Source organism: Streptomyces sp. NPDC001858 (assembly GCF_053594615.1).
On record NZ_JBSFEV010000035.1, the window covers coordinates 80,782 to 105,081 of the forward strand.

At 70.7% G+C, this 24,300-nt stretch carries 28 protein-coding genes and 2 pseudogenes; 10 read left to right on the forward strand and 20 right to left on the reverse strand.

Annotation, left to right across the window (positions count from 1 at the left end; all coding sequences use genetic code 11):
- Positions 1–65 precede the first annotated feature (65 nt).
- Positions 66–2,828, forward strand: coding sequence for a helix-turn-helix transcriptional regulator (locus ACWCPF_RS35385; RefSeq protein WP_451049206.1), 2,763 nt, complete (start codon positions 66–68; stop codon positions 2,826–2,828).
- Here ACWCPF_RS35385 and ACWCPF_RS35390 read toward each other — a convergent pair.
- The 3 genes from ACWCPF_RS35390 to ACWCPF_RS35400 form a co-directional block, all read right to left on the reverse strand.
- On the reverse strand, positions 2,803–3,342 hold the full coding sequence (locus ACWCPF_RS35390; protein WP_451049207.1) for an AAA family ATPase: 540 nt from the start codon (positions 3,340–3,342) through the stop codon (positions 2,803–2,805). The two genes, ACWCPF_RS35385 and ACWCPF_RS35390, sit on opposite strands and share 26 nt — an antisense overlap.
- Positions 3,343–3,352: 10 nt before the next feature.
- On the reverse strand, positions 3,353–3,703 hold the full coding sequence (locus tag ACWCPF_RS35395; protein WP_451049208.1) for a hypothetical protein: 351 nt from the start codon (positions 3,701–3,703) through the stop codon (positions 3,353–3,355).
- A 233-nt stretch (positions 3,704–3,936) separates the two neighbouring features.
- On the reverse strand, positions 3,937–4,326 hold the full coding sequence (locus tag ACWCPF_RS35400) for a hypothetical protein (RefSeq protein WP_451049209.1): 390 nt from the start codon (positions 4,324–4,326) through the stop codon (positions 3,937–3,939).
- Between the two features lie 70 nt (positions 4,327–4,396).
- On the opposite strand from ACWCPF_RS35400, the pseudogene ACWCPF_RS35405 reads away from it, so the two are divergent.
- The 4 genes and pseudogenes from ACWCPF_RS35405 to ACWCPF_RS35420 all read left to right on the forward strand — a co-directional run.
- Positions 4,397–4,513: pseudogene (locus ACWCPF_RS35405) on the forward strand (IS982 family transposase); the annotation flags it as partial.
- 74 nt (positions 4,514–4,587) lie between these two features.
- Positions 4,588–5,010 carry a helix-turn-helix domain-containing protein gene (locus ACWCPF_RS35410; protein ID WP_451049210.1) on the forward strand — a complete coding sequence of 141 codons (423 nt, stop codon included), beginning with the start codon at positions 4,588–4,590 and terminating at the stop codon, positions 5,008–5,010.
- 123 nt (positions 5,011–5,133) lie between these two features.
- Positions 5,134–5,853, forward strand: a complete 720-nt coding sequence (locus ACWCPF_RS35415; protein WP_451049211.1) for a hypothetical protein — start codon at positions 5,134–5,136, stop codon at positions 5,851–5,853.
- A gap of 175 nt (positions 5,854–6,028) precedes the next feature.
- Positions 6,029–6,382: a DUF2516 family protein gene (locus ACWCPF_RS35420; RefSeq protein WP_451049230.1), complete on the forward strand. Its 354-nt coding sequence runs from the start codon at positions 6,029–6,031 to the stop codon at positions 6,380–6,382.
- A 296-nt stretch (positions 6,383–6,678) separates the two neighbouring features.
- On the opposite strand, the gene ACWCPF_RS35425 is transcribed toward ACWCPF_RS35420, so the two are convergent.
- From ACWCPF_RS35425 to ACWCPF_RS35435, 3 genes are all read right to left on the reverse strand, one after another.
- The gene (locus ACWCPF_RS35425) at positions 6,679–8,211 is read right to left on the reverse strand and encodes a PP2C family protein-serine/threonine phosphatase (protein WP_451049212.1); all 1,533 of its coding nucleotides are present in this window, start codon (positions 8,209–8,211) and stop codon (positions 6,679–6,681) included.
- 251 nt (positions 8,212–8,462) lie between these two features.
- Entirely contained in the window at positions 8,463–9,560 is a 1,098-nt protein-coding gene (locus tag ACWCPF_RS35430) for an NlpC/P60 family protein (RefSeq protein ID WP_451049213.1), read from the reverse strand.
- 220 nt (positions 9,561–9,780) lie between these two features.
- Entirely contained in the window at positions 9,781–10,611 is an 831-nt protein-coding gene (locus tag ACWCPF_RS35435; RefSeq protein ID WP_451049214.1) for a class I SAM-dependent methyltransferase, read from the reverse strand.
- A 277-nt stretch (positions 10,612–10,888) separates the two neighbouring features.
- On the opposite strand from ACWCPF_RS35435, the gene mshA reads away from it, so the two are divergent.
- The gene (gene mshA, locus ACWCPF_RS35440) at positions 10,889–12,226 is read left to right on the forward strand and encodes a D-inositol-3-phosphate glycosyltransferase (RefSeq protein ID WP_451049215.1); all 1,338 of its coding nucleotides are present in this window, start codon (positions 10,889–10,891) and stop codon (positions 12,224–12,226) included.
- Positions 12,219–12,722 carry a YbjN domain-containing protein gene (locus ACWCPF_RS35445; RefSeq protein ID WP_451049216.1) on the forward strand — a complete coding sequence of 168 codons (504 nt, stop codon included), beginning with the start codon at positions 12,219–12,221 and terminating at the stop codon, positions 12,720–12,722. Before mshA ends, ACWCPF_RS35445 begins: the two co-directional genes overlap by 8 nt.
- Before the next feature lie 47 nt (positions 12,723–12,769).
- On the opposite strand, the gene ACWCPF_RS35450 is transcribed toward ACWCPF_RS35445, so the two are convergent.
- Entirely contained in the window at positions 12,770–13,255 is a 486-nt protein-coding gene (locus tag ACWCPF_RS35450) for a hypothetical protein (RefSeq protein ID WP_451049217.1), read from the reverse strand.
- A gap of 24 nt (positions 13,256–13,279) precedes the next feature.
- Positions 13,280–14,098 (reverse strand): AraC family transcriptional regulator, encoded by an 819-nt coding sequence (locus ACWCPF_RS35455; RefSeq protein ID WP_451049218.1) that lies wholly within the window; start codon positions 14,096–14,098, stop codon positions 13,280–13,282.
- A gap of 49 nt (positions 14,099–14,147) precedes the next feature.
- Between ACWCPF_RS35455 and ACWCPF_RS35460 the strand changes: the two genes are divergently transcribed.
- Positions 14,148–14,597: a DUF2000 family protein gene (locus ACWCPF_RS35460; protein ID WP_451049219.1), complete on the forward strand. Its 450-nt coding sequence runs from the start codon at positions 14,148–14,150 to the stop codon at positions 14,595–14,597.
- Positions 14,598–14,612: 15 nt separating this feature from the next.
- Here the strand turns inward: ACWCPF_RS35460 and ACWCPF_RS35465 are convergent, their stop codons facing one another.
- Positions 14,613–15,917 carry an MDR family MFS transporter gene (locus ACWCPF_RS35465; protein WP_451049220.1) on the reverse strand — a complete coding sequence of 435 codons (1,305 nt, stop codon included), beginning with the start codon at positions 15,915–15,917 and terminating at the stop codon, positions 14,613–14,615.
- 164 nt (positions 15,918–16,081) lie between these two features.
- Here ACWCPF_RS35465 and ACWCPF_RS35470 point away from each other — a divergent pair, with 164 nt between their 5' ends.
- Entirely contained in the window at positions 16,082–16,843 is a 762-nt protein-coding gene (locus tag ACWCPF_RS35470) for a phosphoglyceromutase (protein ID WP_451049221.1), read from the forward strand.
- A gap of 80 nt (positions 16,844–16,923) precedes the next feature.
- Here ACWCPF_RS35470 and ACWCPF_RS35475 read toward each other — a convergent pair whose 3' ends face one another.
- The 10 genes from ACWCPF_RS35475 to ACWCPF_RS35520 form a co-directional block, all read right to left on the reverse strand.
- Positions 16,924–17,130 (reverse strand): hypothetical protein, encoded by a 207-nt coding sequence (locus ACWCPF_RS35475; protein ID WP_451049222.1) that lies wholly within the window; start codon positions 17,128–17,130, stop codon positions 16,924–16,926.
- Between the two features lie 392 nt (positions 17,131–17,522).
- Positions 17,523–18,800 carry a tyrosine-type recombinase/integrase gene (locus ACWCPF_RS35480; protein WP_451049223.1) on the reverse strand — a complete coding sequence of 426 codons (1,278 nt, stop codon included), beginning with the start codon at positions 18,798–18,800 and terminating at the stop codon, positions 17,523–17,525.
- On the reverse strand, positions 18,800–19,039 hold the full coding sequence (locus tag ACWCPF_RS35485; RefSeq protein ID WP_010985410.1) for a helix-turn-helix transcriptional regulator: 240 nt from the start codon (positions 19,037–19,039) through the stop codon (positions 18,800–18,802). Before ACWCPF_RS35485 ends, ACWCPF_RS35480 begins: the two co-directional genes overlap by 1 nt.
- Positions 19,032–20,336 carry a replication initiator gene (locus tag ACWCPF_RS35490; RefSeq protein ID WP_451049231.1) on the reverse strand — a complete coding sequence of 435 codons (1,305 nt, stop codon included), beginning with the start codon at positions 20,334–20,336 and terminating at the stop codon, positions 19,032–19,034. Before ACWCPF_RS35490 ends, ACWCPF_RS35485 begins: the two co-directional genes overlap by 8 nt.
- A gap of 160 nt (positions 20,337–20,496) precedes the next feature.
- The gene (locus ACWCPF_RS35495) at positions 20,497–20,748 is read right to left on the reverse strand and encodes a SpdD protein (RefSeq protein WP_451049224.1); all 252 of its coding nucleotides are present in this window, start codon (positions 20,746–20,748) and stop codon (positions 20,497–20,499) included.
- Positions 20,749–20,772: 24 nt separating this feature from the next.
- Complete coding sequence (locus ACWCPF_RS35500) at positions 20,773–20,967, reverse strand: hypothetical protein (protein WP_359071371.1); 195 nt, start codon at positions 20,965–20,967, stop codon at positions 20,773–20,775.
- 16 nt (positions 20,968–20,983) lie between these two features.
- A complete protein-coding gene (locus ACWCPF_RS35505) occupies positions 20,984–21,175 on the reverse strand; it encodes a mobile element transfer protein (protein WP_010985414.1) in 192 nt (63 codons plus the stop codon).
- A gap of 10 nt (positions 21,176–21,185) precedes the next feature.
- Positions 21,186–21,812: a DUF2637 domain-containing protein gene (locus tag ACWCPF_RS35510; RefSeq protein ID WP_451049225.1), complete on the reverse strand. Its 627-nt coding sequence runs from the start codon at positions 21,810–21,812 to the stop codon at positions 21,186–21,188.
- A gap of 81 nt (positions 21,813–21,893) precedes the next feature.
- The gene (locus tag ACWCPF_RS35515) at positions 21,894–23,270 is read right to left on the reverse strand and encodes an FtsK/SpoIIIE domain-containing protein (RefSeq protein ID WP_451049226.1); all 1,377 of its coding nucleotides are present in this window, start codon (positions 23,268–23,270) and stop codon (positions 21,894–21,896) included.
- A complete protein-coding gene (locus ACWCPF_RS35520; protein WP_189917847.1) occupies positions 23,270–23,626 on the reverse strand; it encodes an SCO3933 family regulatory protein in 357 nt (118 codons plus the stop codon). Before ACWCPF_RS35520 ends, ACWCPF_RS35515 begins: the two co-directional genes overlap by 1 nt.
- Positions 23,627–23,806: 180 nt before the next feature.
- On the opposite strand from ACWCPF_RS35520, the gene ACWCPF_RS35525 reads away from it, so the two are divergent.
- Positions 23,807–24,175, forward strand: coding sequence for a hypothetical protein (locus tag ACWCPF_RS35525; protein ID WP_451049227.1), 369 nt, complete (start codon positions 23,807–23,809; stop codon positions 24,173–24,175).
- A gap of 28 nt (positions 24,176–24,203) precedes the next feature.
- On the opposite strand, the pseudogene ACWCPF_RS35530 reads toward ACWCPF_RS35525, so the two are convergent.
- Positions 24,204–24,300 (reverse strand): annotated as a pseudogene (locus ACWCPF_RS35530) (GntR family transcriptional regulator); the annotation flags it as partial.

Here is a 24,300-nt window from a genome sequence, read left to right on the forward strand (position 1 = left end):
CATGATGGGGGCGACCGAGTTGATCAGGGTCTGGTTCTGCCCGTTGACCTGCGCGGTGGTGATGGATGTCGAGCGGCGCTCCTCAACGCGGGCTACGCGGCCGAATCGACGAGTGCGGGGCGCTCGATCGGATGCTGTCCGGCGCCAGGGCCGGCCGGAGCCAGGTGCTGTTGCTGCGCGGCGAGCCCGGCGTCGGCAAGTCCGCGCTGGTCGAGTACCTGGTGGAGCGAGCGGCCGGCTGTCAGATCCTGCGGGTCGCCGGTGTCGAGTCCGAGATGGAACTGCCGTTCGCCGGGCTGCACCAGCTGTGCATGCCGATGATGGGACAGCTGGAGCGCCTGCCCGGCCCCCAGCGTGATGCCCTGGCCATCGCGTTCGGACTGAGCGCGGGCAGCGCCCCGGACCGCTTCATGGTCGGCCTGGCCGTGCTCAGCCTGCTGGCCGAGGCGGCGGAAGGGCAGCCGCTCGTCTGTGTCGTGGACGACGCCCAGTGGCTCGACCGGGTCTCCGCGCAGACGCTGGCCTTCGTGGCCCGCCGGCTGCTCGCGGAGCGGGTCGTGCTGCTGTTCGCCGTGCGCACGTCGACGCCTGCTCCGGTCGACGACCACTGGGTGGCCCTGCGGCAGCTCGTGATCCGGGGACTGCGCGAGGACGACGCGCGTGAACTGCTGGACTCGGTGGTCCCCGGGCGGCTGGACGAGCGGGTCCGGGACCGGATCGTCGCCGAGACCCGAGGCAACCCGCTGGCCCTGCTGGAACTGACGCGCGGATCCACCGCCGCGGAGCTGGCCGGCGGGTTCGGGCGTCCGGACGCCCGTCCGCTGGCGAGTCAGATCGAGCAGAGCTTCCTGCGGAGAATCGTTTCGCTACCGGACGCGGCCCAACGGCTGCTGCTCGCCGCGGCCGCCGAGCCGGTAGGGGACGTGCCGCTGCTGCGGCGGGTCGCCGAGCAGCTCGACATCGCACCGGACGCGGCCGCCTCGGCCGAGGCCGCCGGGCTGATCGAGTTCGGCGCGCAGGTGCGCTTCCGCCATCCGCTGGTCCGGTCGGCGGCCTACCGCGCCGCCGACCCCGGAGACCGCCGGGACGTGCATCGTGCGCTGGCCGAGGCGACCGACCCCGAGTTCGACTCGGACCGCCGCGCCTGGCATCGCGCCCACGCGGCGGTCGAGCCGGACGAGGCCGTGGCGGGCGAACTGGAGCGCTCGGCCGGCCGGGCCCAGGCCCGCGGCGGTCTCGCCGCGGCGGCCGCGTTCCTCAGACGCGCGACCGAGCTGACGCCCGATCCGGTCACCCGCGGCACCCGGGCGGCGGCCGCCGCGCAGGCGTCCTTCGAGGCGGGCGCGCCCGACACGGCGCTCGAACTCCTCGCCGCCGCGGAGATGGGCCCGCTGAGCGAGGTCCAGCAGGCCCGACTGATCCGGCTCCGCGGCCAGATCGTCTTCGCCCGCAGACGCGGCGGCCAGGCCCTGCCGCTGCTGCTCGAAGCGGCCGGCCGACTGGAACGCGTCGACGAGGGCCAGTCGCGCGAGGCGTATCTCGAAGCGATCGGAGCAGCGGTCATCGCCGGCCGGCTCAGCGGCAACGCCAGACTGCGGGAGGTCGCCGAGGCCGCCCGAGCCGCCCCGCCCGCCCCGCAGCCTCCGCTGCTGACCGACCTCCTCCTCGACGGCCTGGCCACGCGGTTCACCGAGGACTACGTCCAGGGCGCGCCGCCGTTGAAGCGCGCGCTGCGGGCGTTCCGGCAGGCCGCGGAACGAGGCGAGGACGACGTCATGCGCTGGCTCTGGCTGACGTGGCTGGTCGCCAGCGACATGTGGGACGACGAGACCTGCCAGGAACTGACCACCCGCGCGGTCCGGGCGGCCCGCGAGACCGGCGCGCTCAATTTCCTTCCCCTGGCCCTCTCCTACCGCGCCGTCCAGCATGTGCATGCAGGGGAGTTCGACCTCGCCTCGGCGTTGATCGACGAGTCCGACACCATGACGGAGGTGACCGGCAACTCGCCCCTCGGGTACGCCAAGGCGTTCCTCCTGGTCTGGCGCGGCGACGACGTCCGGGTGGCGGAGTGGATCGACGGCCGGGTCCGGGACGCGACGTCCTGGGGCGAGGGGCGAGCGGTCGGGATGGGTAACTACCTGATCGCGGTGCTGTACAACGGCCTGGGCCACTACCAGGACGCCCTGGCCAGGGCCGAACGGGCATGGGAGCACGAGGAACTGGCGGGTTTCGGCTTCGCCCTCTTCGAGCTGGTCGAGGCGGGCGCCCGCAGCGACGCCCCCGAGGCGGCCACGGCGGCCCTGCACCGGCTCGAGGAACAGGCCGAAGCCAGCGGCACCGACTGGAGCCTGGGCGTCGTGGCCCGGTCCCGAGCACTGCTCAGCGAAGGTCCGGCCGCCGACCGGCTGTACCGCGAGGCCATCGAGCACCTCGGGCGCAGCCGGGTCGCCGTCTACCTCGCCCGCACCCACCTCGTGTACGGCGAGTGGCTCCGCCGGGAGAACCGTCGCGTCGAGGCGCGCGAGCACCTGCGCACCGCCTACGAGCGGCTGCGCGGTTTCGGCGCGACCGCCTTCGCCGAGCGCGCCCGCCGCGAGCTCCTGGCCACCGGCGAGTCGGTGCGGCAGCGCACGGTCGACGTACGCGAGGTCCTCACGGCGCAGGAAGCGCAGATCGCCCGGCTGGCCGCCGACGGAAAGACGAACTCCGAGATCGGCGCCGAGCTGTTCATCAGCCCCCGCACGGTCGAATGGCACCTGCACAAGGTGTTCACCAAGCTGGACGTCAACTCCCGCAACAAACTCAGCGGCGCACTGGCCCGAGCCTGACGGCCTCCGCGATCCGCTGCGCGGCCTGGGCGGGCGTGAGCTGCGTGGTGTCGACGACCTCGGCCTCACCGTGCAGCCAGGTGCGGGCCGCTTCGGCATAGGGCTCCAGATATCTCAGCCGGAACGTGGAGTCGGGCCCGACGACGGTGTCGCCCGCGATGCGCCCGCGAAGCGTCTCCTGATCGGCGTGCAGGACGAAGTGCCGTACCGGCACGCCATGTTCGGCCAGGCCCGAGCTGATCTCACGCCAGTACTGCTCGACCAGGACGGTCATCGGGATCACCAGAGTGCCGCCGGTGTAGTCGAGTACGTGCCGCGCGGTCTCCACGACGAGCGGCCGCCACGGCGGCCAGTGCTGGAAGTTGTCCGTCGCGGGCAGCCCCGGAGTGATGTCCATGAGCGTCTCGCCGACCTTCTCGGCATCGAACACCCGAGAATCCGGCACCAACTCCTGCACCAGCCCACTGGTCGTCGTCTTCCCCGCACCATGGGTGCCATTCAGCCACACGATCACACCCCCGACGCTAGCCCCACCGGGACCACGGGGACGGGCCCAGCGGAAAACCGTGTCCCGTCTCGCAGTTTGTGCTGTCCGGACCATGCGCTTGGGGATGCCGGCCCAGTTCCAGCACGCGGATCCAGATGTCGTCGCCTCCGCGATGGAAGATCCACCGGTAGGCGGTCGGTTCGGCCTCGAACTGGACGCGGGTCTCCGTCTCCCCCGTGACGAGCCGGGCCACCGCGGTCAGGAACTCCTCGGGCGCACTGGTGATGCAGGACGCGGTGAGCTCGGCCTTCGCGTGGTGATCCTCAAGGGTGCAGTCAGCCCATCCGTGTGCCCCCAGCACCCAAGTGATGCGCATGCCGGATGTCACCGGTACTCCTCGGCGAGGAAGTGCCGGACGTCGACGAAGGCGTTGGCCTGGCAGCGGATGGTCATGCCGGCCTTGACGTCGGTGCCGGCGCCCAGGGAGGTCATGGGCGGAACGCTAGATGATCGATTCCAAGGGGTGCCTGCGGAGGGTGTGGGGTGGGCGGCGGCCGAAGCCACCGCGAGACGGCCAGGCGGCGGGCTGCCGGCCCTGGCTGTCGAGGTGGCAGCGGGCGGTCAGGCGTCAGGGTCGACTTCGGGGTGCGTGAACCGCACGGGCTTGCCCAGCGACCGGGCGTAGGCGATTTCGGCCCGGGTGCTGTCGCCGATGTAGTCGCCGACTACGAGCACCTCATCAGCGAGCCGGATCTTCGCCCGGTGCAGATCGTCGAGTCGAACCTTCAGCGCCTCGGCCTCGACAGGATCGGACCACAGTTCATGCGGCGACTTCATGTCACAGCCCGGTTTGACGACAATCTTTCCGGCTTTGGTCTCCCGCAGATCGGCCTCGTTCATCTCGGCCATGAAGCGGGTGGAGCCGCAGATCACGACGATACGCGGGAGGCTCAACAGCTTCTTCGCGTCGGCGAGCTTCTCCTCGGGGGTGAGCAGTTGCCGGTATGACACTGGTTCCTCCTGGTGGTGCGGTCCAAGGGGTGCCTGCGGAGACGAGAACTATGCAACGACCGACGACACGCTGAAGGAGTATCCCCACCTGGCGCCATGGCGCCCGCCGGTCGGCATTACGCCCCGCCTGAGCGACGCCGAACTGGCCACCCTCGCCACGATGCAGGCCATGCTCGGCTACACCTCCGGTCGTGCGGGGCGCGACACACTTTTGCAAGCAGGTGCTTGCAATAGTTAGCGCGGGTGGTGCATGGTGAAGGCATGGCATCGCTCAACGTCGGCAATCTCGGTGAGTATCTGCGCGAGCAGCGGCGCAACGCGCAGCTGTCGCTGCGGCAGCTCGCCGATGCCGCCGGCGTGTCCAATCCGTACCTCAGTCAGATCGAGCGCGGGCTGCGCAAGCCGAGCGCGGAGGTGCTGCAGCAGGTCGCCAAGGCGCTGCGGATCTCCGCCGAGACGCTGTACGTGCGGGCCGGCATTCTCGACGCGGAGCGGGACCGGGACGAGGTCGAGACCCGAGCGGTCATCCTCGCCGATCCCACGCTGACCGAGGCGCAGAAGCAGGCGCTGCTCCAGATCTACGAGTCCTTCCGCAAGGAGAACGGGTTCGAGATCGGGAGTGACGCCGATCAGCGGCAGACGGCTCAGGAGAGCGACGCCGATCCGCAGCAGACGGCCGATTGACCGGACCAGGGGACCGGCCGCCCCGCTGCGGACCCGCAGGACCCTCAGCCGAAGACGATGTACTCGACGTACTCGGCGCACAGCGACACATACGACGAACGTGAATCCGGGAGGACCTTCACCATGGCCATCACCGACGACCTGCGCAAGACCTTCAGCGACCCGACTCCTTTCTACTTCGCCGCAGGCACCGCCGATCTGGCCCTCCAGCAGGCGAAGAAGGTGCCGGGTCTGGTGGAGCAGCTGCGCACCGAGGCTCCGGCCCGCTTCGAGGCCGTCCGCAACACCGACCCCAAGGCCGTGCAGGAAAAGGCCGGCGCCCGTGCCAAGGAGGCGAGCGCCAAGGCCAAGGAGGCGCAGGAAGCCCTCCAGACCAAGGTCACCGACTTCATCGGCACCCTCGACGGGGACATCAAGAAGCTCGGCAGCACCCTCGACGCCGATCTGAAGAAGCTCGGCGAGTCCGCCCAGGACCTCGCGCTGCGCGGTGTCGGCGTCGCCGCCGAGTACGCCGTCAAGGCCCGTGAGACCTACGAGAAGGTCGCCGAGCACGGCGAGCAGGCCGTGAAGACCTGGCGTGGCGAGGCCGCCGAGGAGATCGAGGAGCTGGCGATCGCCGTCGAGCCCAAGACCGAGCCGGTCGAGGTCAAGGCGACCGAGACGCCGAAGCCCGCCGCGGCCGAGGCCAAGTCCGAGCCCGCCCCGGCGAAGAAGCCCGTCGTGAAGAAGGCGCCGGCCGCCCGCAAGAGCACCGCATCCGGCACCGGCACGAGCACCGGCACGAGCACCGGTACGGGCTCCGGCACCGCGACCGCGAAGAAGACGACGCCGCCCACCAAGTGATATCGACCGCCGGGACGGACACGGCAGACAGCGACATAAAGTCACGGGCCGGGCACTGATCGGGTGCCCGGCCCGTTGTTCGGGTAGGGGGAGCGCGGTTGCGGGTACGGTGACCGCGTAAGCAAGCGCGTAAGCAAGAGCGAGTCGAGACACGTCGAGTCGGGTGGTGGACGTTGTGCTGATGGAAGGCTTCGCGGGCCTGGTGTGGCTGCTCTACCTAGCCATGCTGGTTCTCGCTGTGGCGGCACTGGTGATGGCCGCTCTGTTCCGTGACGACGCGTACCGGGCCGCCGACAAGAAGACCAAGGGCTTCTGGCTGATCATCCTCGGCATCACGGTCGCGGTGAACCTGCTGGTGCCGATGCTCTTCCTGCAGCTCGCGGGCCTCGTCGCCACGATCGTCTTCTTCGTGGACGTACGCCCCGCCCTGAGGCAGGTCTCGGGCGGCGGCGGCGGAGGCTGGCCCGGCCGCCGAGGCGGCGGCAGCAGCAGCGACGGCCCCTACGGCCCCTACAACGGCGGCCGCTAGCCGACCCACGGCGGGTATTTCGGGGGCGCGGGGAACGGCGCGATCAGCCCCAACGGCGCGGCAGCCGGCCGACGACGGATGGTCCCACGGCGGGTTTCCGCATCTTGGGGGGCGCGGGAACGGCGCGATCAGCCCCAACGGCGCGGCAGCCGGCCGACGACGGACGGTCCCACGGCGGGTTTCCGTATCTTGGGGGCGCGGGGAACGGCGCGACCCGCCCCAACGGCGCCGCACTCGGCAACGGTGCACCGCCGCACGGCGGCTACCGCACCGCCGATCGCCGAAGGCACCCGCCGCTACGGAACCCGGTCCAGCAACACCACCGCGACGTCGTCCGTCAGCTCGCCCCCGTTCAGCTGCCGCACCTCGTTCACCGCGGCCCGCAGCAACGCCTCGCCGCCCAACCCCTCGGAGAGCTGGCGGCGGATCATCTCCAGCATGCCGTCCTGGCCCAGCCGTTCCCGGCCCTCGCCGATCCGCCCCTCGATCAGGCCGTCGGTGTACAGCATCAGGCTCCACTCCGCGCCCAGCTCGACCTGCGTCCGCGGCCAGCGGGCTCCCGGCAGCAGGCCGAGAGCGGGGCCGTTGTTGTCGTACGGCAGCAGGCTCGCGGGCCGGTCCGGGCGGGCGATCAGCGGCGCCGGGTGACCGGCCAGGCACAGGCCGGCCCGGCGGCCGTCGGGCGCGATGTCCACCGTGCACAGCGTCGCGAAGATCTCGTCGTCGTCGCGCTCATGCTCCAGCACCTGCTGAAGCGTGTTCAGCAGTTCGTCCCCGCACAGCCCCGCCAGGGTCAGCGCCCGCCAGGCGATGCGCAGCTCCACGCCGAGCGCCGCCTCGTCCGGGCCGTGCCCGCAGACGTCGCCGATCATGGCGTGCACGGTGCCGTCCGGCGTGCGGACGGTGTCGTAGAAGTCGCCGCCGAGCAGCGCACGCGAGCGGCCCGGGCGGTAGCGGGCGGCGAAGCGCAGCGGGGAGCCCTCCAGGAGGGGCGTGGGCAGCAGCCCGCGCTCCAGACGGGCGTTCTCCTGTGCGCGCAGCTTGCCCTCGGCGAGCCGCCGCTCGGCCGTGTCGGAACGTTTCCGCTCCACCGCGTAACGGATCGCGCGGTTCAGCAGCCGGCTGTCCAGCTCGTCCTTGTAGAGGTAGTCCTGGGCGCCGACGCGCACCGCTTCGGCGCCGCGCTCGGCGTCGCCGGACGCGGTGAGCGCGAGCACGGCGTGCCGGGGCGCGAGGCGGAGCACATGCCGCAGGACGGCCAGCTCGTCACCGGAGGTGGCCGCGGCCGACGACCGTCCCGGCGCGGGCAGCGCGAGGTCCAGCAGGATGCAGTGGACGTCGTCGGTGAGCAGCCGCTCGGCCTCGGTGAGGTTGCGCGCGGTGCGCACCCGGATCGGCTTGCCGTCGGCGTCGAGCAGGTCACGCACGATCGGCGCGGCCGTGGGGTCGTCCTCGATCAGCAGCAGGGTGAGGGTGATGTGCGCATGGCCCACGCCGTTGAGCGGGGCGTCATGCGTGGGGTCGAGCGCAGGGTCAAGTGCAGGACCGAGCGTAGAGCCGAGCCCGGCGTCGTTCTCGGCCGTGGTCGTCGCCGCCGCTGTCGCCGTCGCCGTCGTCGCCGCTGTCACCTCGTCGCCACCGGCCTCTCCCTTGCTGTCGACCTCTTCCTCGCTGAGGGCCCCGTCCTTGCTGCGGGTCTCTTCCTTGTCACTTACTGCTGCCTTGCGGCCGGTCTCGTCCTTGGAGGGGCCGTCGACTGCGGGCGAGGCCTGCGCCTGACCACACTCCACGGCCGGGATCGCTCTCTGCCGCGGCACGGGTACGGGCATCGTCTTGGGTTCCTTCCCTCCCCCCGAGGGCATGGCGGGGACGAGGGACCTCGACCCACCGACCGGGACCATAGCGGCAGAAGGCGTCGCAACGGAATGGCGTGAAGCGCGCGGCTTGATCTCTCGCCACTGTCATATGCCGCGTTTTGTACCGCAGTTGGGCAGGGCGGAAGCGGAGTGAGGATGACGAACGTCACGTCCGCCCGGCGTTTGGGAGGCCGGGCGGGGTGCGTTCGGTCACGTGGGCGAGGTCACGCGTCCGGTCGTACCACTCCGAGTATCGGCATCGAGCCCGCGCCCGCGAGCGTGACCGTCCGGCCCGGGCGCGGGGCGTGGACGATCAGGCCGTCGCCCACGTACATCGCGACATGACTGGCGTCGTCGAAGTAGACGATCAGGTCGCCGGGGCGCATGTCCGCGACGGCGATGTGCGGCAGCTGATTCCACTGCTCCTGCGAGGTGCGCGGTATCGCCTGCCCGGCGCTCCTCCAGGCCTCGGAGGTGAGCCCGGAGCAGTCGAAGGAGTCCGGGCCCTCGGCGCCCCACACATACGGCTTGCCTATCTGCGCGGTGGCGTACTGCACGGCCTTCGTGCCCTGCGCGGTCGCCGAGCTGTTGATCTCGGTGAGGACGCCGGTGCTCAGCCAGGCGGTCTGCGCCTGCTGCGCGGCCTGCGCCTCCAGTTGTTCGAGGCGCTTCTTGTCCTCTTTCTCCAGCCGGGACTCGAGCTTCTCGGCCGCCGCGATCTGCGTCTCGATCTTCTTCTGGGCCGCCGCCTTCGTCTTGCGGCCCGCCTCCAGCTGCTGCCACTGCGCCGAGGCGTCCTTGGAGTACTGCTCCAAGTCCTCCTGGGTGCGGGTCAGTTCGCTGAGCAGGCCCTTGGTCGCGCGCTCGCCCTGGAGCACCCGGCCGGCGCCGTTCAGGAACTCGGTCGGGCTGTCGCTCAGCATCAGCTGCGCTTCGTCCGGCAGGCCCCCGGTGCGGTACTGGGAGCGGGCCGCGGCGCCCGCGCGGTCCTTGAGGTCGTCCAGCTTCTCCCGGCCCTCGACGATCTTCGTGGCCAGCTCGACGAGCTGCGCGGACTGCGTCTTCGCCGCCTCCTCGGCCGCGTTGTAGGCGTCGGTGGCGACCGCGGCGTCGTGGTAGAGCGCTTCGAGCTGGGTGCGCACGGCCTCGAGGTCCTTGTTGGTCGCAGTCGAGGGGAGCGTCGATCCGGTGCCCCCCGCCGCCGACGACGGTGCGGGGCTGGGGCTCGGACTGGCGAACGCCGTGCCCGGCATCCCCAGCACGGTGACCGCGCAGACCACGGTCACCGCCACCACGAGCAGGCCGCGCTTGCCCGTTCCCATACCCCGTCCCCCCACCCTGATTTACCGTCAGTAACTTACGGTGCACGGGCGATCGTGTCATGTCACGGCTGAAAACGACAGAGGTGCCGATAGAGGTGACAACAGAACGACAGGAACAGTTCTGCTCTTCCCTCTCTCCCGCCCCGAGATGACGATCTCCCCGTCATTGTGACGAACGACTCATGGGGATCGTTCCCGGCGGCCGCGGCGAAACCGTGACTCAGTTCCTGGGCGCCAACGCCCCCCACCGCACCGTCACTTCCCCCTGCCGCCAGCGCCGCGGGCCGTCCGCCACCGGCCAGTCCGCCGTCAGGTCCCGGACCGCGCGGATCCACCGCTGCCGCGCGCCGTACGACGCGTAGGGCGCGGCGGCCGCCCAGGCGCGGTCGAAGTCGCGCAGGAAGGCGTGCACCGGCTCGCCCGGGACATTGCGGTGGATCAGCGCCTTGGGCAGCCGCTCCGCCAGGTCCGAGGGGCGGTCCAGGGAGCCCAGCCGGGTCGCGAAGGTGACCGTGCGCGGGCCCTCCGGCCCGAGCGCGACCCACACGTGCCGGCGCCCGATCTCGTCGCAGGTCCCCTCGACGAGCAGTCCGCCGCGCGACCCGGTCGCCGGATCGGCCGGCGCGAGCCGCGCGCACAGCCGCTCCCAGACCGCGGCAACCTCGTCCTCGTCGTACTGCCGCAGCACGTTGGCGGCGCGGACGAGGTGCGGCCGCTGGGGGAGCGGGGCGGGGAGCGGGATCTCGAACCCGCCGTGCCGGAAGACCAGCCCCTCGCGCGCGTACGGCTCGGCGGCGGCGACCCTGGCCGGTTCGATCTCGACGCCCACGACACACGCGCGTGGCGCGACGGACCGCAGCCGCTGCAGCAGCTCGACGGCCGTCCAGGGCGCGGCCCCGTAGCCGAGGTCGACGGCGACGGGCTCGGCGGCCCGTCGCAGCTCACCGCCGTGGACGGCGGCGATCCAGCGGTCCATGCGGCGCAGCCGGTTGGGGTTGGTCGTCCCGCGCGTGACCGTGCCCACGGGGCGGTTGGGGGCGCGGGATGTCATACCTGCGAGGGTATGCGGTGCCCACAGCCATGACTCAAACCCGTCTCGCAACGCGTTGCAGCCCAGAGAAGCACCCGGAGACGCCCCTAGAGAAGCACCCAGAAGCGCACCGCAACGCGGAAAAGCATCGAACGGTTGAGCGAAAATGGGTAACGGCTAGGCAAAAACCGCCCATTTTCGAAACCGGACGGAATGGGAACGCCTTGCTCCGGCGTTGCACCCCCCTGGAGGGCCACACCCCCTCCTCCGGCATGCCCGCAGCAAGGAGGAACGCCACGTGAGCCAGTACGTCAGCAGGCTCGGGCGTCGCTCTACGGCGGCACCCTCGCGGCTGAGGCTCCACCGCCGCCCGCGCCGCGTCGCGATGCTCTCCGTGCACACCTCTCCGCTCCACCAGCCCGGCACCGGCGACGCCGGCGGCATGAACGTCTACATCGTCGAGCTCGCGCAGCGCCTTGCCGCGATCAACATCGAGGTCGAGATCTTCACGCGCGCGACCACCGGCGGCCTCCCGCCGACCGTCGAGCTGGCCCCCGGAGTCCTCGTCCGGCACGTCGACGCGGGCCCCTACGAGGGCCTCGCCAAGGAGGACCTCCCCGCCCAGCTGTGCGCCTTCACGCACGGCGTGATGCAGGCGTGGGCCGGCCACCGCCCCGGCTACTACGACCTCGTCCACTCGCACTACTGGCTCTCCGGCCACGTCGGCTGGCTGGCCGCCCAGCGCTGGGGCGCCCCCCTGGTGCACGCCATGCACACGATGGCCAAGGTCAAGAACGCGGCGCTCGCCGAGGGCGACACGCCCGAGCCCGCCGCCCGCGTCATCGGCGAGACCCAGATCGTCGTCGCCGCCGACCGGCTCATCGCCAACACGGCGGAGGAGGCCGACGAACTCGTCCGGCACTACCACGCCGACCCCGGCAAGGTCGCCGTCGTGCACCCCGGCGTCAACCTCGAACGCTTCCGCCCCGCGGACGGCCGGGCCGCCGCCCGCGCCCGGCTCGGCCTCCCCCAGGACGCCCTGATCCCCCTCTTCGCGGGCCGCATCCAGCCCCTGAAGGCTCCGGACGTCCTGCTGCGCGCGGTCGCCGTCCTGCTCGACGAGCGCCCCGAGCTCCGCTCCCGCCTCGTCGTGCCGATCGTCGGCGGACCCAGCGGCAGCGGCCTCGCCAAGCCCGAAGGGCTGCAGAAGCTCGCCGCGCGGCTCGGCATCGCGGACGTCGTACGGTTCCGCCCGCCGGTCGGCCAGGACCAGCTCGCGGACTGGTTCCGGGCCGCCTCCGTGCTCGTCGTCCCCTCCTACAGCGAGTCCTTCGGCCTGGTCGCCATAGAGGCGCAGGCGGCCGGCACCCCGGTGCTCGCCGCCGCGGTCGGCGGACTCCCGGTGGCCGTCCGGGACGGCGAGACGGGCTTCCTGGTGCAGGGCCACGAACCGGCCGGCTACGCGCGCGTGCTCGAGCGTTTCGCCGACGGACCCGAACTCCCCGACCGCATGGGCGCGGCGGCCACCGCGCACGCCCAGTCCTTCGGCTGGGACACCGCGGCCGCCGCCACCGCCGACGTCTACGCCGCCGCGACCCAGTCCCACCGCCGTCGCGTACGCTCCGAGCATGGGTGAGGCGCAGCGGTCGACCGCGCAGGTCGTCGAGGGTTTCCTGAAGGACGCGGAGCTGGGGTGGGAGAGCCCCGCGCCCGGCAACTACGTGGTCCAGCTGCCCGGCACCCGCAAGCTCAGGACGACCGTCTCGCTCATCGTCGGCCGCCACTCCCTCTCCCTGAACGCCTTCGTCGTCCGCCATCCGGACGAGAACGAGTCCGGCGTCCACCGCTGGCTCCTGGAGCGCAACCTCAAGCTGTACGGCGTGAGTTACGCCGTCGACCGGCTCGGCGACGTCTACGTCACCGCCCGCCTGCCCCTCGCCGCGATCACCGCCGACGAGATCGACCGGCTCATGGGCCAGGTACTGGAGGCCGCCGACGGCGCGTTCAACACCCTCCTGGAGCTCGGTTTCGCGAGCGCCATCCGCCGGGAGTACGAGTGGCGCGTCTCCCGGGGCGAGCCGACCCGCAACCTGGACGCGTTCGCCCACCTGACACAGCGCCCGACGGACTGATCCTCATGGCGGACCGGTCAGGGCCGGTCAGGACCGGTCGAGACCGGTCAGGACGGGTCGTCCGGATCGGTGGGGGTCGTGGGGGCGGTGGAAGGCGGGGTGGACGGGTCGAGCTGGTCGGCGAAGGCCCGCAGGGCGTCGGCCAGATCCTCCTTGGTGGGCAGCTCGTCCACCTTCGCGTCGAGCTCGGTGATGCGCCGGTTGATCTCGGCCAGGTCGATCGGCGGTGTGGTGGGCGTGGACGGGCTCTCGGACGCGTCCGGGTCCTCGCCGCCGGTGGAGCCGTCGGTGACGCCCACGCTGCCCCCGCCGTCGGTGCCTCCGCTGCCCCCGCCGTCGGTGCCCCCGGGGTCGCTCGTCACCTCGGTGCCCGTCGCGCTCACGGACGCGCTCGGCACGGGGACGGGATCGTCGTCCGCCGAGTCGGCCGCGAGGGCGACTCCGACGCTCAGCGCGACCAGGGTCGCCGCCCCCGCGACGGCGACCGAGATCCGCCGGACGCGAAGCGGTTTCATCTCTGGGTTCATGTCCATGGCAACGACGCTAGCGGCCGTCGATCACCGGACGGAGGCCTTCCGTCGATCTCCGTACCGTCCCGGCGTGACCCCCACCAACTTCCGGAAATGCCGGGTGAGATGAGCCTGGTCGTAGAACCCGGCCGCCACCGCGACGGCGCCCGGCGGCGTTCCGTCGAGCAGCAGCCGACGGGCGCGATCGACGCGGCGGGCGGTGAGGTACTGGTGCGGCGCGATCCCGTACGCGGCGCTGAACGCCCGTACGAGATGGGCCGGATGGGCCTGCACCAGTGCGGCCGCCTCCTCCAACGCGAGGCCCTGGACGACGCGTTCGTCCAGCAGCTCACGCAGCCGGCGCGCGAGCGCGGGATCGGGGCGCCGCCGGGCCCGCAGAGGGGAGCGCGCAGGGGAGGACAAGTGATCCCGCAGCCGCTCGCCGATCAGCGTCAGCCGGCTGCCGGCCTCCAACTCGTCGCCGGGCCGGGCGAGCGCGGAGTGCAACTGCCCGACCCGCCGCCGCAGCACGGGATCGCGCAGGTCGGGCGCGTCGACGGCGGCCCCGATCAGTTCCTCGTCGAGCACCCCGGAGTCGAGGTACAGGACCCGCTTGCGGAAGCCCTGCGCGGTGGCCGGCGAGCCGTTGTGCGGTACATGCGGCGGCAACAGGGTCACCGTGTCGTGCGGCGTCCCGTGCTCGTGCCGGTCGAGGTCGTACCGTACGGCGCCGTCGTCGACGATGAGCAGCGTCCACGCCTCATGGACGTGCATCGGGTACGCGTACCCGGTGAAGTAGGCGTGGAAGACCTCGGCGACGCCCCGGACGGCCGGACGCCAGGCGGAGACTTCCTGCCGGACTGCCATGCAAAGAACGTACAAGACGGGACCGCGGAACGAACGGCAGTCTCACGTCATGAGCACGAGCACGAGCACGAGCACAAGCACCGACCCCTTGCGCTTCGACACGAAGATCGCCGTCCTGCTGCGCGAGGACCTGGAGACCTGGCAGCGCCTGAACGTCACCGCGTTCCTGGTCAGCGGCCTCGGCACGACCGTCCCCGAGGTGATCGGGGAGCCCTACGAGGACGCGGACGCCGTCGGCTACCTCCCGATGTTCCGCCAGCCGGTACTCGTCTTCGAGGGCACCAAGGAGACGCTGACCGCGGCCCACGCGCGCGTGCTCTCCCGTTCCCTCCCGCGCGCGGTGTTCACCGGCGACCTCTTCGCCACCGGCAACGACCGCGACAACCGCGCGGCGGTACGGGCGGTGCGCACGCCGGAACTGGACCTGGTCGGCCTGGCGGTGTACGGCCCGAGGAACGCGGTGGACAAGGTGCTGAAGGGCGCACGGATGCACCCGTGAGGGAGCGGCAGGGGGTCAGCCGGCCCCTACCGAGGACTTGACCCCGGCCGAACGACCGTCGCCGCCGCGGAAGTCATCGTCCTCGCCGCGGAAGCCACCGTCCTCGCCGGACTCCTCGCCCGGCAGGCGCCGCATCAGCACCCCGTACCCGATCCCCGCCGCCGTCCCGACGACCGCGCACAGCGCCCACAGCCACTCCGCGCCGAAGTGGTCGATGACGAAGCCGGACATCACCGGGGCGATGAGAGCGGCGGCCGCCCAGGAGAGCGTGTACATGCCCTGGTAGCGGCCGCGGCCGTGCGCGGGGGAGAGGCGGACGACGAGCCCGGTCTGGGTCGGCGCGTTGACGATCTCGGCGAGCGTCCACACGCAGACGGTCAGCGCGAAGACCCCGACCGACCCGGCGAACGCGGTGAGCCCGAACCCGTACCCCGCGAGGACCGACGAGACGACCAGCAGCCGTCGCGGATCCCGATGCTCGATGAACCGGGTGACGGGGATCTGCAACGCGACGATCAGCACACCGTTGACGGCGATAGCCACGCCGTAGTCGGCCGGCGTGAACCCGGCCGCGCCCATCGCCACGGGCAGCCCCACGGAACCCTGCTGGAAGACGAGCGCGACGAGGAAGGACAGTCCGACGACGCCCATGAACCGCCTGTCGCGCAGCACGGTCCCGAGCCCCACGGAGTCCTCCGCCACGGCCTTGTCCGCCCGCACGGGCCGGGACTCGGGCAGCTTGAGGAAGACGACGACCGCGCACGCGAACGTCATCCCGGCCTCGAGGAGGAACCCGGCCCGGTAGCTGACCTCGGCGATGAACCCGGCGGCCATGGAGGAGACGGCGAACCCGAGGTTGATGGCCCAGTAGTTGAGCGAGAAGGCGCGGACCCGGTCCTCGGGCCGCACGATGTCGGCCATCATCGCCTGCACGGCCGGCCGGGACGCGTTGGAGGCCATCCCGACCAGGAAGGCGACGCCGGCGATGGCGACCGGATGCTCCACGAACCCGAGCAGCGCGACGGCCGCGGCGGTGGAGGTCTGCGCGACGAGCAGCGTCGGCCGCCGCCCCAGCCGGTCCGCCATGACCCCGCCGCCCAGCGACGAGACGACCCCGCCCAGCCCGTGCAGCGAGGCGACGAGCCCGGCGTAGGAGGCGGAGTACCCGCGGTCGAGGGTCAGGTACAGCGCCATGAAGGTGGCGACGAACCCGCCGAGCCGGTTGACGAGCGTGCTGGTCCACAGCCACCAGAACTCCCGGGGCAGCCCGGAGACGCTCTCACGGACGGCACGTCTGAGGACGGCGACAGCGGCAGGCATGGCGGATCCCCCGAGAATGTAAGTGGCGCAGACGGCAGCCAGAACTTACGAGGAGGGAGGAGAGCCGGGCCACTCAATTAACAGATCCGGTCAATCGGGAGGGGGCGCGTCCGCAGTACGAGGGGGCGCACAACGGATCGGAGCGGTGGATTACGCTCATACTCATGGCCGACGCACCGTACAAGCTGATCCTCCTCCGCCACGGCGAGAGCGAATGGAACGCGAAGAACCTGTTCACCGGCTGGGTGGACGTCAACCTCAACGAGAAGGGCGAGAAGGAGGCGGTCCGCGGTGGCGAACTCCTGAAGGATGCCGACCTCCTGCCCGACGTGGTCCACACCTCGCTCCAGAAGCGAGCGATCCGCACGGCCCAGCTGTCCCTGGAGGCCGCTGACCGCCACTGGATCCCGGTCCACCGCTCCTGGCGCCTGAACGAGCGCCACTACGGCGCCCTCCAGGGCAAGGACAAGGCCCAGACCCTGGCGGAGTTCGGCGAGGAGCAGTTCATGCTCTGGCGCCGCTCCTACGACACCCCGCCCCCGCCGCTGGCCGACGACTCGGAGTTCTCCCAGTCCGCCGACCCCCGCTACGCGACCATCCCGCCGGAACTCCGCCCCCGCACGGAGTGCCTGAAGGACGTCGTCGTCCGCATGCTCCCGTACTGGTACGACGGCATCGTCCCGGACCTCCTGTCCGGCCGCACGGTCCTGGTCGCCGCCCACGGCAACTCGCTCCGCGCTCTGGTCAAGCACCTCGACGGCATCTCCGACGCCGACATCGCGGGCCTGAACATCCCGACGGGCATCCCCCTGTCCTACGAACTCGACGCAGACTTCAACCCCCTCACCCCAGGCGGCACCTACCTCGACCCGGACGCAGCAGCGGCCGCAATCGAGGCAGTCAAGAACCAGGGCAAGAAGAAGTAACGCGACGCTGATAAGCCCCCGACCTGCGGTTTCTTGGCAGGCCGGGGGCTTTTTGGTGGGGCTGGGCCGTCCCTGGGCCGTCAGGTGTGACGACGCCAGCGGCGGACCCGGATGTCGAGGACGATCAGCAGCGCGACGGGGACGGCGACCTCGGCGGGAGCCTCGGCCCAGAGGGCGAGTGCACCGCCGGCCGTGCCGATGAGCGCGAGCGGCAAGTCACGGGGGTGGATGTCGACGGTCACGCCGACGCGTGGGACCATGAAGCCCTCCAGCTGTGCTCGGTTCACTTCGCAACGTGATTTCTTGGGCGTGGCAAAGGAGGCGAATGCCGCCCATGCCCGGGCGGTATTCGCATGCCGCTGGAACTTTCCCACAGTCATCGCGCGGCAGACAAACGTGCAGCTAAATGCCGCGTTGTTCGTTCGCATGGACGAAGCGTCCACGGCCGTGGACAGCAAGAGCGCTCCAATATTTCTTGGAGACTTTCAAGTCTCTCCAATCTTTCCAGGAGTCTCCTGTGCCGCATCCTGCGGTCCTGTGCCGCATCCTGCGGTCCTGTGCCGCATCCTGCGGTCCTGTGCCGCATTCTGCGGCTCTGCGCCGCGTTGCTATTCGGAATGTTGTTTTCCGTCAGTTAGAAAATCCCCTTCCTTGCAAGGGAAGGGGATTTGGTTTTCGGTTACGCTTTCCTGGTTACGCGTTCTGCTTTCTCCTTTTGATCCGTGAGTGGATCGCCCTTCCCGTAGGTACTTTCAATTGCCTTCCGTGTCCGTTCCTGGCTGGACGGCATGAGGTGCGCGTACACCCGGAGCGTTAGACCGGGATCAGAGTGGCCGAGGTACTCGGCCAGGGCTTTGATGTTCTCTCCGGCGTCCAGGAGCACCGAGGCGTAGAAGTGGCGGAGCGCGTGCATGCCGTTCTCGCGGGACTCGGCGTACGGCTGGCCCTGATTCCGCTCGGGGATCACTCCAGCCGAGGCCAGCGCCCGCTTCCACGCCTCCTCGTTGAGGGACGTCCGCCAGACGTGACCACCGCGCGGCCCGGTGAAGATCAGCCGCTTGGTCACCGGAGGCCCGTCCGCCACCTTCCACGGCAAGGTGATGTCGACCGGTGGGAACCGCTTCATGTGGGCCCGCAGGGCATCAGCGACCGGCCCGGGAAGCGGCACGTCCCGGAGCTTGCCACCCTTGGGCGGGGCAAAGACGGCCTTGCTTCGGCTCAGCTTGAGCTGCTGGACCACGTGGAGCGTGTCCGACTCGAAGTCGATCGCGTCGACGGCCACACCGAGGATTTCGCCCTGCCGCAGGCCGCAGCCGCCACCCAGGTCGACCATGGCCCGGAACCGCTCGGGCATGCCGGCCCGGACGGCGAAGACCCGTTCCGGTGTCCAGGGAGCGACGCGCCTGTCATCGACGGTCGGCGGCCGGACCGATCGAGCCGCACACGGATTCCGGGGAAGGTGCCCGTCATCCACGGCCGCACTGAGGGCGGCACGCACGTTGGAGTAGATGGTGCGGGCGTACGAGCCCCGGATGCCGTTCTCGCTCAGCTGCCGCACCCAGTCACGGACGTGCGCAGGCTGGAAGGAGCCGAGCGGGCGCGATCCCAAGTACGGGAAGGCGTGCAGCCGAAGCTGTGACTCCATCGAAGCCTGGGTGTTCGGGTCGGCTCCCTGGGTGGATACCCACGTCTCGGCGTACTGCTGGAACGTGACCCGAGCGGCACGCGGGTCGATGTACTGCCCGCGTGCCATGTCCGCTTCGGTGTGCGCGAGCCACTGATCAGCAAGCCGCTTCTGTCTGTCGGGGAAGCTCTTGGACTTCTCCGTACCGTCCGGACCGACGTACCGCGCGCGGTAGCGCGCACCCGAGCCATAGCGTTCGCTCTTCACTCTGCGGGCCTTGCCGTCCGGGCCGACCTCGGACTTGTACCAGCGGTCTTGGATGTGTCCGGCCATCAGGCAGCCGCTCCCTCACGCCGGGAGTCCACCCAGGCCCGCACGTCGGCCGGGTCGAAGCGCAGGTGCCGGCCGACGCGGAATCCACGGGGCCCGGTGCGCTTACGTCGCCACTGGTAGACCGTCTCGACGCTGGGCAACTCGAACATCTCCACCAGGTCGTCAGGGGTCAGGTACCGCGAGGGCAGGGTGCGCGGTTCGGTGGCCACGTCGGCCAGGGCGAGGCGTCGGCTAGCCACGGGTGGGTTCTCCTTCGGTTCCAGGGGCGGGTTCGATGGACGCGGCGAGCCAGGCTTCGGCGTCGGAGAGGCCGGTTCCGGCAAAGACCCAGTGGGCGAGGACGAGGGTCGTGGTCACCTCCGGATTTCCGGAGGTGGTGATGCCGTCGGTAACCGCTGCTGCCTGTGCTCGTCGCCATTCGGCGCGCGCGTCGCGGAGTGCGCCGAGGGTGGTGGAGTAGCGGCGGGACTTGGTGGAGAAGTGGCCGCGGAAGCCGAGCATGTGGGCCCAGGCGCGCAGGCGGAGGTGTTCGAGGTCCTTGCGTGCGCCGAGGGTCCAGGCGGTCCGGATCAGGCGGCGGGCGTGCTCGCTGATGTCGAGCTGGGCGAGTTCGGCGACGAACTTCAGCGGCCGGTCGAGAGCCCCTGTGGCGGTTTCCGCGCCCTTGGTGGCGTACTTGGCGATGTAGGCGGCGACGGCGCGTTCGGTGAGCTCCTGGCCGTCGTTGAAGTCGGCGGATCGGATAGTGCGGACGTCGAGTTGGCGGCCGAAGACGAACTCATGGGCGCGGTCGTCGATGGTCGGGCCGTCGACCTGGACCTTGGACGCGGCAGCGCCGATGGCGTCGGTCAGCAGCTCGGCGGTTGCCCAGGCCGGGGGCGGGGTGTCCCCGCCGGTCGGGCCGTCGATGCGGATGACGGCGTGAAAGTGGACCGCACCGCGCTTCTGGTATTCGGCGACCTTGGCGAACGAGACGCGTGCATGGTCGCGGAGCTCACGCTGTGACAGGCCCGCACGCTTGCTGACCTCTCGGCGCAGGTAGATGGAGAAGCGTCGCCAGAGGGGCCCGGCATGCGCGTTCCAGAGGACGGCGGCCTCGTAGTCGTAGGTGTCCGGGTTGAGCGGGGTGCCGAGCGCTTCGTCCTCCTGGTCGTGGTGGGTGCCGCAGCGGCAGGGGCGTCCGTCGGTGCGGCGGTTGTGGACCGGGCCGAAGCCGGGGGCGGTGAAGGTGGCGAAGACGCGGGGGTGGGTGGCGACGTGTTCGGGGGTGCCCTTGCCGCCGCGCAGTCCGGCGGTGATCAGTTGGAAGGTGTCGCGCCGGTAGACCTCGGAGCAGGCCGGGCAGCGGGTCGTGCGGCGGTTGTTGCAGCGGACGAGGAGTGCGCCGGCCGGGAGGTCGCCCGAGTCGAGGTGGTGGAGGACGCGGCCGATTTCACCGGTGGCGGTGTCGACGTCGTATTCGGTGCGGTGGCCGTCGAGGCGGATCGGGTGGGTGCAGCCGCCGAGGCCGGAGAGCTGGCGGAGGATACCGGGCAGGGTGCCGCCTGCGGCGAGGTTGCTGAGTTCCGGGAGAGGGGGCGGGGTGGCGCGGGCGAAGATGACGGTTCTCCTTCTGACGGGCACTTCGGGAGGGGTGGGCCGCCGGGGCGGCGGGTACGTGGCTGTGTCACGCCGCCCCGGAGGTCTGGCCGCAGGGTCAGCGGCGGTGGTGGTCGCGGAGCAGAGAGCGCAGGACTACGGCGGCGACGGCGACCGAGATGGCAGTGACGGCGACGGCGGCCAGGAGCGCGGTGAGGACGACTCCGCCGACGAGGACGGCCGCGACGGTCTTCTGATCGATGGACACCGACGGGAGCGAGCGCCGGACCGGGGCGGGGGCCGGGTGGGTCGGGGCGTGGGTGTGTGCGGGCGGCGGCGTGGGGTTGTCCGGGTACTTGGGCAGGAACACGGCAGTGATCTCCTGTCTACTCGTCTAGATGTGTTGGCCGTTTATGACGGTCACGCCGGAGCGCGTGCCGGACTCGATGGCGGGGGCGAGGAAGGTGCGCGAGAGCCAGAAGCCGAAGAGAGTGATCAGGACGACGATCCAGATGCGGACGCCGAGGTACTTGACGGCCGCCCAGGCGAAGAAGCCGAGGACGACGACGAGCGGAAGGCTGACGGTCACGGGGTACAGGGTCCTTTCAGCGGACAGGGCAGCGGTGGGTGCGGGCGGCCAGCTCGGCGGCGGCGCGGCTGTCGTAGTCGGCGGAGAAGTTGCAGCGCGGGGCGGTGCAGGCGGCGGTGTGCTTCTCTCGGCCGCGGTGGTCGTAGGCGGTGCCGACCTGCACCGGGCCGATACGGGTGACGTTGCGGAAGCGGCGGTTGGCGGTCATCAGAGCTCCCTCAGAGGTGTGCGGCGATGGCTTCGGCCATGGGCGCCGGGACGCCGAGGCGGGCGCGCAGGGTGGTGACGTCCATGGGGGAGCCGGTCCGGGTGTGGTGTTCGGCAGCGACCTTGCGGGCGTGGTCGATGAGAGCGGCCGGGACCGGGACGGCCGGGCGGTCCGGCGGGGCCTCGATGGCGGGTGGTGCCAGGGGAGGCGGCTCGGGGGCCGTTTCGAGTTCGTCCTCCTGGTCCTCGATTAGCTCGACGTCGTCGGTCAACTTGGGGGCGGAGTGGGCGAGGAGGGTGCCGCCGAGGAAGGCGACGGCGGGCCAGCCCGCGACGAGGATGCGCAGCCAGGCCGGGACGTCGCCGAGGTCGAGCAGGCCGGCCGTGGCGACGTTCGCGCCGAGGGACGCGGCGAGCGCGATCATGAACCAGCACCAAGCCGCGCCCTTGGCCGAGCCGGAGCGCAATCGACGCCAGGCGGCGACGAGCAGCAGGTCGACGGAGACGGGATAGGCCCAGGCCTTCCAGCCGTCCTGTCCGGCCGCCACGGCGACGTCGTGAATGTGGGCGAAGGACAGCGCGGCGGCGATGAGCGCCTGTACGAGCACCGCGTCGACGCGGGCCAGTTGGGCGCGCATGGTGGCTCCTTCCGGGATCAGGCATGGGAGAGGTAGGGACGTGGCGCGAGGCGGTCACGCCGACCGTTGAGGTGAGGGGTGTCAGTCCGTGACGGGGTGCGGCTGGACTGCGGGGGCCGAGGTCTCGACGGGCCGTACGGGGACGTCGGGCCGGAAGGGCTTCAGCGCGGGCAGCTCGGGTACCAGGTGGGCCGTCTCCCGGCAGACGTCGGCGGCGTCGCCGAGGGAGAGATACGGGGTGCGGATGCGGGACCAGCCGCCGGAGGTGTCCCCCGCGACGGCGAGGCCGGGACGCTCAGGGGCGATGGCGCAGGCAGCGAGAACGGCTTCCGGCGCGATGTCGCCGAGGGCCATCTTCGCGGAGGCTTCGTCATTGACGCGATGGCAGACACGGCCGGTCAACTGGGCACGGAGCATGGTCGCGCCCTTGCCCAACTCAGCACCGAAGCGCTGCCCGCACACCTCCAGGTAGATACCGGCCGCTCGGCCGAGCTGGGCGAGCCGGATGAGCTGAGTGACCATCTCGTCGCGCCGTTCCTCGTCCTTGCGGGTGGCGGTCAGGAAGAGCTCGGCCACCTCGTCGACGAACAGGACGATGGGCACGGGCCGTTCGCTCTCAGGCAGACCCCAGATGTCGGAGGTGATCTCTTCGTCGGGGAGATCGGGGGCGATGCCTTGCCTGGCCTTGATCAGGTCGTATCGGTCCTCCATCTCCTTGATCAGGACGGGTAGCAGTTCGGCGGCTTCGTCTGGGTCGGTGGCGAGCGCGGAGAGTCGCGAGGCGAATGGGGCCAGCTCGACCCCGCGCTTGCAGTCGACGCCGACGAGAGCGACGTCCTGACGGGCGAGTCCGGCGACCAGGTGCCGGAGGTACATGGACTTGCCCGACAGCGTCGCGCCGAGGGTGAGTTGGTGGGGAACAGCCCGGTAGTCGCGTACGAAGGGCATGGCGTCCTCCCGCAGCGCGACCGGCACTTTGAGGAAGCCGCACTCGACCTTGCGAGGCATTCGCACCTTGCGCAGGACGTCGAATCCGACGAGCCGTAGTTCGACGACACCGGGCTTGACGGTGGTGACGTACACGGCGTGAACGCCCCAGGCGTGCCGCAGCCGTTCGGCCGAGGCGGCGACGTCGGCAGGTTCCTGCCCCGGAGCGAGGCGGAGCCGGAGCCGTAAGCCGGTGGACGTGGGCCGGATGATGCCCCGACGGGGAGGCACCGGCCGGACTTCAAGGCGGGTGGTGGCCTTGACGGCGAGGACTCGCAGTCGGGAGGGGGCGACGGTCAGGCCGCAGGCTTCCATGACCGAGGCGTACGAGCTGAGGAGCCGGACGGTGGATATCGGCCCGCCGACCGCCGACCAGTAGAGGCCCGGGTGGTTGGCCCGGGTGTAGGCAGCCCCGCCACCGAGCGCGGCGACAGGACCACCCACTTCCAGGAGCGTTGTCAGGTCGGACATCAGGCCGAGGCCCCCATGGAGGCAGGGAAGGCGGCCGGAGTGACGGCGGCGGCGCGGTAGGCGATGCCGTGGCGCTGCTGCCCGTTGAATACGGACTCCCACGGCCGGGCGATGAGCCCCGGCAGCGAGACCGGAGCCCCGAGGTTCAGCCCCTCGGAGACACCGCCTTCCGGAACGGTGACCTTGATCAGCGAGGACTCCCCGTCCTCGATGTAGACGACTCCGATGGTCATCAGCGCCTCACCGCTGACGGCGTCCTTGGCGATCTCGCCGGTCTGACGGTCGCGGACCTTCGGCTCGGGAGCTTCCGTCAGGAGGACGGTTGCGGCGGAGGTCTCAACACGGATGGTGCGCACAGTGACGTTCCTATCTACTCGTCTATACAAGATGTGACCTGCGAACCCGATCTCCCGGGCTCACGACGATCACCCTGCCACACAACTTGCCCACTCGTCTATACGAGTAAGCGTGTTGGGGTGTACGAGTTCGTAGAAGCGTCCACACGCACTGTCAGACCCGTCCGTCAGAATCTGCCCATGCTGATCGCGACTAGCGGCCGGGGCCACGTGGTGAAGCGCCCCTCGAAGCCGGCCATCGGGACGATGCTCGCCAACCTGCGACGCGGCAACGAGCACATGGTGCTTGAGCGGCAGGACGAGGACCGCGTCGGAGACTGGTACATCCAGGTCCTGTTCCGCGACAACAACACCTACCAGCTGGAATACCGCGAAGGTGTCGCGGCCGAGCACTTCCAGACGCAGACTGTCTCGCAAGACAAGGTCCTGCAAGCGCTTCTCGGTTGGGCCGCCAACAAGCCTGACTGGCGAGAAGGCTTCATGTGGAACAACATCGGCCACATGTTCACACCTCCTGCTGGAGAGGTGGAGGGCGAACCGACCGTATAGCGCTGTATCGCCGCCGCCGTTCATGAGGTCACGTGGCCGGGAGCTGGTACGACAGGACGTACGCGTCCGCCGCCATGACCGTGTCGCAGACCTCGACCGCTCGCCCCTCGGTGTCGAAGGCAGTC